Genomic DNA, 13563 nt, shown 5'->3' with positions numbered 1-13563 from the left:
CACTCCTGCCCTTCAGGGCCCGCTGCTTCATGCGGCCCTGGTGACTAGCAACTCTCCAAATATCGCTCATACTCTTTCTGACAACACTGTCGTCAATAACTGTTTGATCTAAAACTTTTAATCAAGGAGTTCATATGGCTGGTTGGTTTGAATTAAGTAAGAGTAGCGATGATCAGTACCGCTTTGTTCTTAAAGCTGGGAACGGGGAAATAATCCTTACCAGCGAGCTTTACACTACCAAAAGCGCTGCGGAAAAAGGGATCGCATCTGTCCAGGCTAACAGCCCTATGGATGAGCGTTATGAGAAAAAAACAGCGGCTAATGGAAAATTACATTTCAACCTGAAAGCTGCAAACCACCAGATTATTGGTAGCAGTCAACTGTATGCGAATGAACAGTCACGCGAGACCGGTATTACTTCGGTTAAGACCAATGGTGTCAGTCAGACGATAAAAGATAAGACCTGATAATTACTCGCTCAGCCGGGTAACGCAACGCTGTCGCCCGGCGTTTTTCTTTACCTGCCTTCCCTGCAGCGCTACAATGCCCGCCCTTAATATGGGGGCACTCCCCTAACCGCCTCATTGAGTGGGGCGAGTCTGACCTGTCATCAGAACGAGAAAATTATGTTTAAACCGGAACTCCTTTCCCCGGCGGGAACGCTGAAAAACATGCGTTACGCTTTCGCCTATGGCGCAGACGCTGTGTATGCGGGCCAACCGCGTTACTCACTGCGCGTACGCAACAACGAATTCAACCACGATAACCTGCAACTCGGTATTAATGAAGCCCATGAACTGGGTAAAAAATTCTATGTGGTGGTTAACATTGCCCCACATAATGCCAAGCTGAAGACCTTCATTCGTGATCTGAAACCGGTGGTGGAAATGGGGCCGGATGCACTGATCATGTCAGACCCTGGTCTGATTATGCTGGTGCGCGAAAACTTCCCTGACATGGACATTCACCTTTCGGTACAGGCTAACGCCGTAAACTGGGCGACGGTGAAATTCTGGAAGCAGATGGGGCTGACCCGCGTGATCCTCTCCCGTGAGCTGTCGCTGGAAGAAATTGAAGAGATCCGCGCCCAGGTGCCGGATATGGAGCTTGAGATCTTCGTTCATGGCGCGCTGTGCATGGCCTACTCCGGACGTTGCCTGCTCTCTGGCTACATCAACAAGCGTGACCCAAACCAGGGTACCTGTACCAATGCCTGCCGCTGGGAATACAACGTGCAGGAAGGGAAAGAAGATGTAGTGGGCAATATCGTGCATAAGTACGAGCCTATCCCGGTACAAAACGTCGAACCCACGCTGGGTATTGGCGCACCAACAGACAAAGTCTTTATGATTGAGGAAGCCCAGCGCCCGGGTGAGTACATGACCGCATTCGAAGACGAACACGGCACTTACATCATGAACTCGAAGGATTTGCGTGCCATTGCCCACGTTGAGCGCCTGACGCAGATGGGCGTGCATTCCCTGAAGATCGAAGGCCGCACCAAGTCGTACTATTACTGTGCACGTACCGCGCAAGTCTATCGTAAAGCCATTGATGATGCCGCAGCCGGTAAACCGTTCGACCCGCAACTGCTGGAAACGCTGGAAGGCCTGGCGCATCGTGGTTACACCGAAGGGTTCCTGCGCCGCCATACACATGACGACTATCAGAACTACGAATACGGCTTCTCTGTTTCCGAGCGTCAGCAGTTTGTCGGCGAATTCACCGGCGAACGTAAAGGTGAACTGGCGGCCGTGCTGGTAAAAAACAAATTCACCGTCGGCGACAGCCTGGAGCTGATGACCCCACAAGGCAATATCAACTTTACTCTCGAGCAGATGGAAAACGCGAAAGGCGAAGCCATGCCAGTTGCGCCGGGCGATGGTTACACCGTGTGGATGCCTGTACCAGAGGATATCGACCTGAATTATGCATTGTTGATGCGTAATTTTGCCAGCGAGTCCACACGTAACCCGCATGCTAAGTAGTTAATTACGGTTATTTTCCAGCGTTCGGAAGATTCTTAGAAATCGATCACATACCGTTTCGTTCATTAAGGGTATTATCCCCTCCGCTGAAAAACATAACCCATAAATGCTAGCTGTACCAGGAACCACCTCCTTAGCCTGCGTAATCTCCCTTACGCAGGCTTATTTTTTGCCTGCCGTTTAAACTCTCCGAATCTCCCCAATTCAAATCTTTACTTTCAGGCGAAAAAAAACCGGGCATTACGCCCGGCTCATTAGGTGATTAAAGATTAATGTGCCGCTTCTGGCTTGTGCTTTTGTGCACTCTGGAAACCATAGGTCAGCTCATTTTTCTCTTTATCCAGCGCAACGGTCACCTGACCGCCATCCACCAGCGAACCGAACAGCAGTTCGTTAGCCAATGGTTTTTTCAGGTTATCCTGGACAACACGCGTCATTGGACGTGCGCCCATTGCGCGGTCATAGCCTTTCTCTGCCAGCCAGTCACGTGCTTCCTGACTCACTTCAAGAGAGACACCTTTCTGATCCAGCTGAACCTGAAGCTCGACGATAAACTTATCAACAACCTGATGAATCACCTCGGTAGAGAGATGATCGAACCAGATAATGTTGTCGAGACGGTTACGGAATTCCGGCGTAAACACTTTTTTGATTTCGCCCATCGCATCAGTACTGTTGTCCTGATGAATCAACCCAATCGATTTACGCTCAGTTTCACGTACACCAGCGTTGGTGGTCATGACCAGCACCACGTTGCGGAAATCCGCTTTACGCCCGTTATTGTCGGTCAGCGTGCCGTTATCCATCACCTGCAGCAACAGGTTAAAGACATCCGGGTGCGCTTTTTCGATTTCATCCAGCAGCAGTACCGCATGCGGATGCTTAATAACAGCATCCGTCAGCAAACCGCCCTGGTCAAAACCGACATATCCTGGAGGCGCACCAATCAGACGGCTGACTGTGTGGCGTTCCATGTACTCGGACATATCAAAACGCAGCAGTTCAATGCCGAGGGCTTTGGAGAGCTGCACCGTGACTTCGGTCTTACCGACGCCAGTTGGTCCGGCAAAAAGGAACGAACCGACAGGCTTATGCTCGTGTCCCAGACCGGCACGGCTCATTTTGATCGCTTCAGTCAGCGCCTCAATGGCTTTATCCTGTCCGAATACCAGCATTTTCAAACGGTTGCCCAAGTTTTTCAGCGTGTCGCGATCGCTCTGCGATACGCTCTTCTCCGGGATCCGCGCAATGCGGGCCACTACGGACTCAATATCCGCCACGTTGACGGTTTTCTTACGCTTGCTGACCGGCATCAGACGCGCACGTGCGCCCGCCTCATCAATCACGTCAATCGCTTTATCCGGCAGATGACGATCGTTAATGTATTTCACCGCCAGTTCGACCGCTGCACGCACCGCTTTGGCGGTATAGCGGACGTCATGGTGCGCTTCGTATTTCGGCTTCAGACCATTGATTATCTGCACGGTCTCTTCTACCGATGGCTCAGTGACATCAATTTTCTGGAAACGGCGCGCTAACGCACGGTCCTTTTCAAAGATATTGCTGAATTCCTGATAGGTTGTGGAGCCTATAACACGGATCTTACCGCTAGAGAGCAACGGCTTGATCAGGTTAGCCGCATCCACCTGGCCGCCCGATGCCGCACCCGCGCCAATAATGGTATGGATCTCATCGATAAACAGAATGCTGTTAGTATCCTGTTCCAGCTGTTTCAGCAGCGCCTTAAAGCGTTTTTCAAAATCACCGCGATATTTGGTGCCTGCCAGCAGCGAGCCGATATCCAGGGAGTAAAGGGTACAATCAGCCATGATTTCAGGCACATCACCCTGGACAATACGCCAGGCGAGGCCTTCGGCAATGGCGGTTTTACCGACACCAGACTCTCCCACCAGCAGCGGGTTGTTTTTTCTGCGACGGCACAGTACCTGAATGGCGCGCTCCAGCTCTTTGTCCCGGCCAATGAGCGGATCAATTCCGCCCACTCGGGCAAGCTGGTTAAGGTTAGTCGTGAAGTTCTCCATACGGTCCTCCCCGCCAGCTTGCTCTTCGTTATTTGGCTGATTCCCAGAGTCAGAAGACTGGCTGGGTTCATCTTTACGCGTGCCATGAGAGATAAAATTCACCACATCAAGACGACTTACTTCATGCTTACGCAGCAGATAAGCCGCCTGAGATTCCTGCTCGCTGAAGATAGCAACCAGCACATTTGCGCCGGTAACTTCATTGCGTCCGGAGGACTGAACATGAAAGACCGCACGTTGCAGTACACGTTGAAAACTCAACGTCGGCTGCGTGTCGCGCTCTTCCTCACTGGCAGGCAATACAGGTGTGGTCTGTTCAATGAAGGCTTCGAGTTCCTGACGGAGCGCCACCAGATCCACAGAACACGCTTCCAGCGCTTCGCGGGCCGACGGGTTACTGAGCAACGCCAGTAACAAGTGCTCGACGGTCATAAACTCATGTCGGTGCTCGCGCGCTCTGGCGAAAGCCATGTTTAAACTGAGTTCCAGTTCTTGATTGAGCATAGGCACCTCCCCCAATGTTTATGCCTGCATTCAGGCTTTTTCCAGCGTACACAGCAACGGATGCTCGTTCTCCCTCGCATATTTGTTCACCATCGCTACTTTGGTTTCAGCCACTTCGGCAGTAAACACGCCGCAAATCGCTTTGCCTTGATAGTGAACTGCAAGCATCAGTTGCGTTGCACGTTCTACATCATAAGAAAAGAATTTTTGTAACACGTCAATAACAAACTCCATCGGAGTGTAATCATCATTGACTAATATCACTTTATACATAGATGGCGGTTTTAGCGCGTCGCGCAATTTGTCTTCCGCCAGCAGATCGAAATCCAGCCAGTCGTTCGTCTTACCCATTGTCAGTCGTCATCTTCAGTTACGGTTTCCGGCAGAAAATCTTGCCGCTGACAAGCAGCCTATGCGCACAATCAATCTACCTCAAGTATTAGATAACTATCATCTATTAGTGCCATCCGCGACATCTGTCACATAACCGACAATAGCGTTAACTGCTTCAAATTTTGATGCATTTTTACCCTATTCTGTCTGCCTGGCGCTTGACGCCCCGCCTGATTTCTCTAAATTGTAGTTTCGAGAGTTGGCGAGGTTTTGAACAGCCCCCACTCCGCCACCGGTTCATTCCATCTTACTTATATAAGATTTACGAAGGATGTCGAAGTATGGAAACGGGTACTGTTAAGTGGTTCAACAACGCCAAAGGGTTTGGTTTCATTTGCCCCGAAGGCGGCGGCGAAGATATTTTCGCCCATTATTCCACCATTCAGATGGATGGTTACAGAACGCTAAAAGCCGGACAGTCTGTCCAGTTTGATGTCCACCAGGGGCCAAAAGGCAATCATGCCAGTGTCATCGTGCCTGTCATTGAAGCAGAAGCTGTCGCATAGCTCTTCTGTCTCATTGTGTACATCCCGCAGTCAAAATGCCAGCCTTTGCGGCTGGCATTTTTATCTCTGTGGCATTATTCCCGCGCCAGAGCATCTACTGGATCCAGACGTGCCGCATTCCGCGCCGGTAGCCAGCCAAACAACACCCCGGTTGCAGTCGAACACAGGAACGCCGTCAACAGCGCGACGGGTGAGAATCCAATTTCCCAGCCCGGCAGGAATAGCTGAAGTGTAAAGGCGATCAGCATCGACAGGCTAATGCCCAACGCGCCACCAACCAGACACACTAACACCGCTTCAATTAAGAACTGTTGCAGCACATCACTGGCACGCGCGCCAACCGCCATACGAATGCCAATCTCACGCGTTCGTTCGGTTACCGAAACCAGCATAATATTCATCACGCCAATCCCACCAACCACCAGCGAAATCACCGCCACCAGCGTCAGGAAGAGTTGTAATGTACGTGTGGTCTTTTCAGCGGTTTTCAAGACACCGTCCATATTCCAGGTGAAGAAATCCTTCTTACCGTGGCGCAACGTCAACAGTCGGGTCAGTTGCTGTTCGGCCTGGGCACTGTCAAAACCATCCTTTACTCGCACAGTGATCGAGTTCAGCCACGACTGCCCCATAATTCGTCCGGACATGGTGCTGTAGGGCAGCCAGACCCGCAGGATCTTGCTACTGCCGAACATCGACTGTTTCTCTTCTGCAACGCCAATTACCGTGGCCGGCATATTTCCCACCAGCACGACTTCGCCGACAACTTTCGCTTTATTGGGGAACAACTGGCGCCGGGTATTACTGTCGAGCACCACCACCTGAGCGCGCCCCGCCAGTTGCTCGGCGTTAAAGGTGGTCCCTTCGCTAAATGTCATGCCATAGACGTTGAAATAGTCGCCGCTCACGCCGTTAGCACTGGCAGCAACGTCGATATTGCCATAGCGTAACCGCAGGTTCTTCGATACTGCAGGTGTTACCGAACTGACCCAGGGCTGCTTCTGTAGCGCCGTCAAATCGTCATACTTCAATGCCTGTTGATATTGCGGATCGTCGTCGCCGAAATCTTTGCCAGGATAGATATCAATGGTGTTAGTACCAATAGCGCGAATATCTGCCAGTACCAGTTGTTTAGCCGCATCGCCTACCACCACGATCGACACCACAGAAGCAATACCGATGATGATCCCAAGCATGGTCAGTAGCGTTCGCATCTTATTCGCAGCCATTGCCAGCCAGGCCATGGTAAGCGCTTCACGAAAACCGCTGACAAACTGGCTCCAGCCGGATGCCGTTTTCACCGTTGGCTCCGCGATATCGCGTCCGCCAGAGGGTTTCTGTGGCGGCGGATTGCGCACAATCTCGCCGTCACGAATTTCAATGACCCGCTCGGCCTGTGCGGCAACCTGCGGGTCGTGCGTGACGATAATTACCGTGTGTCCGCGATCGCGCAGCTGATGCAAAATCGCCATTACTTCTTCGCCGGAATGGCTATCCAGCGCGCCGGTGGGTTCGTCAGCAAGAATAACCTGTCCCCCGTTCATCAGCGCACGCGCAATACTTACCCGCTGCTGCTGACCACCGGAAAGTTGAGAAGGTTGATAATCAACCCTGTCGCCCAGACCCAGCCGCTGGAGTAATTCCTGCGCACGCGCCAGGCGCTGCTTACGCTCGGTGCCAGCGTAGACAGCAGGCACCTCGACATTTTGCGCCGCGGTTAAATGTGACAGCAAATGATAGCGCTGGAAGATAAAGCCGAAATGCTCACGGCGCAGCTGTGCCAGCGCATCGCTATCCAGCGTGGAAACATCCCGCCCGGCAACCCGGTACGTACCGCTGGTAGGTTTGTCCAGACAGCCGAGAATGTTCATCAGCGTAGATTTACCCGAACCCGACGCCCCGACAATCGCCACCATTTCCCCGGCCTGAATGCTCAAGGATACGTCCTTCAACACCTCAACCTGGCCTTCACCTGAGGGATAGCTGCGGCGGATATGGCTCAGTTCAAGCAATGCTGTCATTTTGCAGCTCCAGCGTTGCCCTCGCCGGTAATGACTTCATCCCCCTCTTCCAGCCCTTTCACGATCTCCACATCGGTGTCATTCCGCGCGCCGATAACCACTTCACGTTCGCGGGTTTCGCCGTTACGCAGTAGCCTGACGTTATAGCGGTTGTTACCAATAGGATCGCCCAGTGCCGACAGCGGGATCGTCAGAACATTTTTGACATCAGTGAGCTGGATATGGACCTGCGCGGTCATATCCAGACGCAGGATCCCTTTCGGATTGGGAACTTCGAAGCGGGCATAGTAGAAAATCGCATCATTCACTTTCTCTGGCGTCGGAAGAACATCTTTGAGCGTGCCTTCGTAGCGCGTCTGCGGATCGCCCAGTACGGTAAACCAGGCTTTTTGCCCAGGTTGCAGGTGAATTACATCAGCCTCAGAAACCTGCGCTTTTACCAGCATGGTGCTCATATCCGCCAGCGTCAGAATATTAGGTGCCTGCTGGGCGGCAATAACGGTTTGCCCTTGCAGGGTAGTAATTTGCGTTACTTCGCCTGCCATTGGCGCGACAATGCGGGTGTAATCAAGGTTGGTTTTTGCCGTATCGAGAGAAGCCTGATTACGTTTAATTTGCGCGTCAATTGTGCCAATTTGCGCCTGTTTGACCGCCATTTCGGTGGCCGCCGTGTCGAGATCCTGCTGTGAAACGGCCTGGGTTTTTGCCAGCTGTTGCTGACGGGAAAGCGTCACCCGCGCCAGTTTCCACTCAGCTTCTGCCTGTAAACGCTGGGCGCGCAATTCCATTAGCGTCGCTTCAACCTCTTTGATTTGGTTTTGCGCCTGTTCAGGATCGATTACGCCGAGCAACTGATCTTTTTTTACTTTATCGCCAATCGCGACCGACAGCGTTTTTAACTGCCCGCTGACCTGCGCCCCGACGTCAACTTTACGCAGCGCATCCAGTTTACCGGTAGCCAGCACGCTTTGCTGCAGATCGCCCGGACGAACAATTAATGTTTGATACTGAGGTAAAGGCGCATTAAGCGTTCGCCAAAGTGCAATTACCGCCACAATAAGGATGATGGCGAACAGAAAATAGCGTTTTTTGATTTTTCCCTTGAGCTTCATAAATGCCCCAATTCCCCCAATACGTCCACCAGAGTGGAGTGCTAAACATCAACGTTAAATAAATCGCCGTTGAAAAGCGCAAGAATAACAGAGTTATTGATGAATGGTTAAGATCCGCTGTGCTGAAATTAGTACCAGGGTATCAATCGGATTTATATTATGAGTCAACTAACTGAAAGCACTTTTCTTTCCACCAAACCCGTCACCAGCTTTGGTCTTTTTTACAGCCTGAGCAGCGGTCATTTACGTCCCGCACATTGCTGGGATAAGCGGAGCTTTCGTCGTAAGTTTATCTGGCGCTCACTCTTGATACCTCGCCTCACCCAGGAATGGATGACAGAACTGTCCCAATGGCCGGATCTTGAAAACCTGCTATCCCACCAACCCCGATTGCCGGTGCGTTTGCATCGTCCTTACCTTGCCGCAAACTTCACCCGTAAAATGCGTTTAGACGCGGTGCGTTTTCATTATAATGTTATCCGCCATGCATTTTTACCCGCAGAATTTAACGCCTTATTAAGCAATGACGGCTTACAACTGGCGCAAATTGAAGGCAAAGATGGCGATATATTTACCGTAACCATGATGATGTTCCCGGTGCTGGATAAAGAGGGAGAGAGCACTATTCAGGTGCAAAATGGCGACGGCGACGTACTGACTAAAATGACGTTTACGTTCTGCGAATATAATGGCAAAAGTACATTATTTATTGGCGGTGTGCAGGGCAATGCGCAACTTCCTCACGAAGCAATCCAAAAAGCGACCAAGTCCTGTCACGGGATATTCCCAAAACGTATTGTAATGGAAGCCATTTGCCGGTTAGCAGAGCGATTGAATATCGATAATGTTATGGCAGTCAGCAATGAACAGCATATCTTTCGCAGCCAACGCTACCACGATAAAAATAAGGTAATTCATTCCGACTACAACGCATTTTGGGAATCGGTTGGCGGCGAGTGCGACAGACACGGGTACTATCATATTCCGCGCACGCTGGCGCGAAAAAGCGAGGCGGATATTGCCAGCAAAAAACGCGCAGAATACCGCCGCCGCTATCAGCTACTGGACAGCATCCATTCGCAGCTGTCGTCGATGTTTCACCACTAATCCGCTCTGCCGCGTGCCAGCCACAGCACGCGGGAAAACATTTTTCGCAGCAGCGTTGGCACTGCGTCAACGCCGCGCCGCCCGGCTTCCATCGCTACCTCAATGGCTAAATCCGGTTTTGACGAACGATGTATCGCCTTGGAGATAATTTTGCGCATGTTCATGGGCACGTTCTCCGGGATTTGCGCCACCCGGTGAAAGACGTCAGCAAACCCCTGGCGATACATAAAGTGTTCCATATCCAGCGCGGGGAGCATGGTCAAATGCTCACGCTCTTCCTCTCTGTCGTCATTCAATAAGCTACGTACCGTGGCCGCATACTTTTTCCCGGCTTCATCACCATCGACCAGCACATGCCACTCGATACCCATCCGGCGGGCGAATTTAACCAGCGGCTTAAGGCCGGACTGGGCGAATTCAATAACTTTAATCCCTTCTGCATCAAAGTGATGTCCGCACTGACGGGCCAGTTCGTTAATAACCCAGGTTTCCGTTTCGCCTTCTACCAGCAACCAGCAGCGGGCAAACAACGATGACGCACGATTAAAACGAATATGAAATGCGATTCTCCGACCATCTTCTGCACTGATCCCACCCGGCCCCAGCCGCCAGGCGGCAACGCGGGATGATTCACGTACCAGACGAACAACATGTTCCACGGGCGTAAGGGACAACAGCTCACCGGAGTTGGTAGTCGCCACTCGCTGCAGAGGCAGTAAATTCAACAAGTGCCAGGCCACCGACAGCATGATGGGATGTAAACGCGTTTCCGGATCTTCCACCAGCAATAAAGGTCGGGCGTCTTTATCCAGCCTCAGCGTGCCTTTGGCCTGCAACAGGGTCGAAAACAGGCCCAACAGAATAACCCGATGCGTACGTCCTCCGGGTTTATCAATCATGCGGTTAATAATATCCAGATAGCGCCAGCTCCGTTGTTCGTTATTGGAGCGACGGCGCATCAGACGGTAGCGGGACTGGCCAGCCCCTTGCTCGGAAAAATAGTGCTCCAACAACTGCACCATGGCCGATAACCCCTGGCGGATCTGTCCGTCGGTCAGGTTTTGCGGTCGGGTAGCCAGCTCACGCGCCAGAAAATCCAGTTGGCGGGCGGTGACTTCGACGTCCGCCGAATCCGGCACGGTACCGTTGCGGATCCGTCGCATAAACCGCGCGTCGCGCAGACGCAGTACCGGCATCAGGCGCACAAGATGCCGCGCCTGATCGTTAATGTCATCGAGAGGTAATGGATGGCCGTCGCCGTCAAGAAAACTGCGCAAGGTCAGAACGCTACCGTCATCCGCACACTCGCCTTCCAGACGATAAAAAATGCGGTGATAGCCATCCTGGCACGGCGTCCAGCTGGCTTCCAGAGGGCGATAGCGACGTACCCGGTGACGACCCGGCTGGGATTCACGAAACGTCAGGATAATGTGCAGGTGGTGTTCCCGGCCCTGTATATCGCCCGGCGGGAACCAGAAATCCTCGCGGACAAAATGATACAAGTCTGGCTCCGGCGACAGCAGCAGGGTTAAGGCATCCAGCAGACTGGATTTACCCCACGCGTTCTCCCCAATCAGCACGTTGCTCTGCTCCAGCATCAACGACAGACGGTTAATACCACGAAATCCAACAATCTCAACGCGTTCGAGAATCATATAGCCTCCGGAAATGCTAACTTTTTCCTTCAAGTTATCAGGAGTATAACGGCAAGCGGGTGCTCAGGACACCCGATATCAATCTGGCGTGAATCGCAAAAGCAAAAAAAATAAGAATATTCTTCTTATGTTTTCTCCTGAATATAATTTCAGAACTTAATCATCGTCCTTTCGCTAGTTGGACTATGCTTCATTCATCCAAGATTCAAAAAGGAATCGCAACATATTGCCTTAAATCAAATTTTTTCATCAATTTAACTGGCGAAGGGATGATATTTTTTTCTAAAATACCCGCTCTTTCATCATCGTCCCTTTTAGCGATGAATTACCGGGCAAGGAATACGAACCCGGAACTTTTAATTGAGGTGGTTATGTTCAGGAAATTAGCAGCTGAATTCTTCGGTACGTTTTGGCTCGTTTTTGGTGGGTGCGGTAGTGCAGTGCTGGCAGCCGCATTCCCGGAATTGGGAATTGGATTTGCCGGTGTCGCGCTGGCATTCGGCCTGACCGTATTAACCATGGCATTCGCCGTGGGTCATATTTCAGGTGGGCATTTTAACCCGGCGGTAACCTTCGGTTTATGGGCTGGCGGTCGTTTCCCGGCAAAAGATGTTATTGGTTACGTTATTGCTCAGGTTGTAGGCGGTATTGTTGCAGCAGCGGCGCTGTATCTTATTGCCAGCGGTAAAGCAGGTTTTGATGCAACGGCCAGTGGTTTTGCTTCAAACGGCTTTGGTGAACATTCACCAGGCGGTTATTCCATGCTTTCTGCCGTCGTCATTGAAATTATTCTGACCGCAGGCTTCTTATTAGTGATCCACGGCGCGACCGATAAACATGCTCCGGCAGGTTTTGCACCTATCGCAATTGGTCTGGCGTTAACTCTGATCCACTTGATCAGTATTCCAGTCACTAACACCTCCGTAAACCCGGCACGTAGTACCGCAGTAGCCATTTTCCAGGGCGGCTGGGCATTGCAACAATTGTGGTTCTTCTGGGTTATGCCGATTATCGGTGGGGTACTCGGCGGCCTTATTTACCGCACTCTGCTGGAAAAACGCGATTAATCGCTAACAAAAAAGGCCTGGCGCAAGTCAGGTCTTTTTTATCCTCTCTATATTTCCTTTTATTTGCAACTTTACTCCCCTCTTTGCTTTGAGTAGTGTGTGCTAGCGCATTTCGTCTTACTTCTCAGCAAGGATCTGGTTTTCATGTTTTCAGGGCTGTTAATCATTCTGGTTCCCCTTATTGTGGGCTACCTTATTCCGCTCCGGCACAGGACTGCATTACAACTTATCAATCGCCTGTTGAGCTGGATCGTCTACCTTATTCTCTTTTTTATGGGTATTAGCCTGGCGTTTCTGGATAATCTCGCCAGCAACCTGTTAGCTATTCTTCATTATTCTGCAGTCAGCGTGACGGTCATTATACTGTGTAATATTGCGGCGCTGTTCTGGCTGGAGCGTTCGCTGCCCTGGAGACACAACCACAAGCAAGAAAAGCTCCCCTCGCGAATTGCAATGGCGCTTGAGTCGCTCCAGCTTTGCGGCGTCGTCGTCATCGGTTTCCTGCTCGGCCTCACTGGGCTTTCCATTCTGCAGCATGCCACCGAAGCCAGCGAATATACGTTAATCTTTTTACTGTTCCTGGTGGGGATCCAACTGCGCAACAGCGGTATGACCTTAAAGCAAATTGTGCTAAACCGTCGGGGGATGATCGTGGCCGTCGTCGTCGTCGCCAGTTCGATGCTGGCGGGGGTTATCAATGCATTGATCCTCGGTCTGCCGCTGAAAACCGCGCTGGCGATGGCATCAGGTTTTGGCTGGTATTCCCTGTCCGGTATTCTGTTGACCGAATCGTTCGGACCCGTAATTGGTAGTGCCGCCTTCTTTAACGACCTGGCCCGTGAACTGATCGCCATTATGTTGATTCCAGGAATGGTGGGCCGCAGCCGCTCTACCGCACTGGGATTATGCGGCGCGACATCAATGGATTTCACCCTGCCCGTTTTACAACGCAGCGGCGGCCTGGAAATGGTCCCGGCAGCCATCGTCCACGGCTTTATTTTGAGTCTGTTAGTGCCTCTGCTGATGGCGTTTTTCTCCGCCTGACGCCCGGGCAAATACCTCTCTGGCGGTAGTCAGCTACCGCCAAAATTGCGCTAAATCAATCTCCCTGCAAGTAGTAGCAGAAATCCCTTTTATCCCTACGCGCACAGGCATAATCTTAAACATG

The 13563-nt window shown here is 51.6% G+C and carries 11 protein-coding genes; 6 read left to right on the top strand and 5 right to left on the bottom strand.

The genetic code is table 11. The annotated features are described in order from the left end of the window. The first annotated feature begins 134 nt into the window (after window positions 1-134). Complete coding sequence (locus OGX67_RS25015) at window positions 135-467, top strand: YegP family protein (RefSeq protein WP_204583447.1); 333 nt, start codon at window positions 135-137, stop codon at window positions 465-467. A 159-nt stretch (window positions 468-626) separates the two neighbouring features. Next, on the top strand, window positions 627-1988 hold the full coding sequence (trhP, locus tag OGX67_RS25010) for a prephenate-dependent tRNA uridine(34) hydroxylase TrhP (protein ID WP_194857581.1): 1362 nt from the start codon (window positions 627-629) through the stop codon (window positions 1986-1988). A 269-nt stretch (window positions 1989-2257) separates the two neighbouring features. On the opposite strand, the gene clpA is transcribed toward trhP, so the two are convergent. Further along, window positions 2258-4534 (bottom strand): ATP-dependent Clp protease ATP-binding subunit ClpA, encoded by a 2277-nt coding sequence (clpA, locus tag OGX67_RS25005; protein ID WP_003036804.1) that lies wholly within the window; start codon window positions 4532-4534, stop codon window positions 2258-2260. A gap of 30 nt (window positions 4535-4564) precedes the next feature. Further along, on the bottom strand, window positions 4565-4885 hold the full coding sequence (gene clpS, locus OGX67_RS25000) for an ATP-dependent Clp protease adapter ClpS (protein WP_003036810.1): 321 nt from the start codon (window positions 4883-4885) through the stop codon (window positions 4565-4567). A gap of 323 nt (window positions 4886-5208) precedes the next feature. Between clpS and cspD the strand changes: the two genes are divergently transcribed. Further along, window positions 5209-5433 carry a cold shock-like protein CspD gene (cspD, locus tag OGX67_RS24995; RefSeq protein ID WP_003036813.1) on the top strand — a complete coding sequence of 75 codons (225 nt, stop codon included), beginning with the start codon at window positions 5209-5211 and terminating at the stop codon, window positions 5431-5433. A gap of 74 nt (window positions 5434-5507) precedes the next feature. On the opposite strand, the gene macB is transcribed toward cspD, so the two are convergent. Both macB and macA read right to left on the bottom strand, forming a co-directional pair. After that, on the bottom strand, window positions 5508-7454 hold the full coding sequence (gene macB / locus OGX67_RS24990) for a macrolide ABC transporter ATP-binding protein/permease MacB (RefSeq protein WP_003840216.1): 1947 nt from the start codon (window positions 7452-7454) through the stop codon (window positions 5508-5510). Beyond that, window positions 7451-8566 (bottom strand): macrolide transporter subunit MacA, encoded by a 1116-nt coding sequence (macA, locus tag OGX67_RS24985; RefSeq protein ID WP_003036818.1) that lies wholly within the window; start codon window positions 8564-8566, stop codon window positions 7451-7453. The genes macB and macA overlap by 4 nt, the downstream gene beginning before the upstream one ends. Window positions 8567-8725: 159 nt before the next feature. Here macA and OGX67_RS24980 point away from each other — a divergent pair, with 159 nt between their 5' ends. Then, window positions 8726-9673 (top strand): VirK/YbjX family protein, encoded by a 948-nt coding sequence (locus OGX67_RS24980; RefSeq protein WP_016150622.1) that lies wholly within the window; start codon window positions 8726-8728, stop codon window positions 9671-9673. On the opposite strand, the gene OGX67_RS24975 is transcribed toward OGX67_RS24980, so the two are convergent. Further along, a complete protein-coding gene (locus tag OGX67_RS24975) occupies window positions 9670-11328 on the bottom strand; it encodes an ATP-dependent endonuclease (protein WP_003036822.1) in 1659 nt (552 codons plus the stop codon). The two genes, OGX67_RS24980 and OGX67_RS24975, sit on opposite strands and share 4 nt — an antisense overlap. 371 nt (window positions 11329-11699) lie before the next feature. Between OGX67_RS24975 and aqpZ the strand changes: the two genes are divergently transcribed. Both aqpZ and OGX67_RS24965 read left to right on the top strand, forming a co-directional pair. Next, entirely contained in the window at window positions 11700-12395 is a 696-nt protein-coding gene (gene aqpZ, locus OGX67_RS24970) for an aquaporin Z (protein WP_003840208.1), read from the top strand. A 144-nt stretch (window positions 12396-12539) separates the two neighbouring features. After that, window positions 12540-13439, top strand: a complete 900-nt coding sequence (locus tag OGX67_RS24965; RefSeq protein ID WP_003027250.1) for a LysO family transporter — start codon at window positions 12540-12542, stop codon at window positions 13437-13439. The last annotated feature ends 124 nt before the right edge of the window (window positions 13440-13563 follow it).

The organism is Citrobacter sp. Cf118, from assembly GCF_030334095.1.
Classification (GTDB): Bacteria; Pseudomonadota; Gammaproteobacteria; order Enterobacterales; family Enterobacteriaceae; genus Citrobacter; species Citrobacter freundii.
This window is presented reverse-complemented; position numbering and strand designations above follow the sequence as displayed.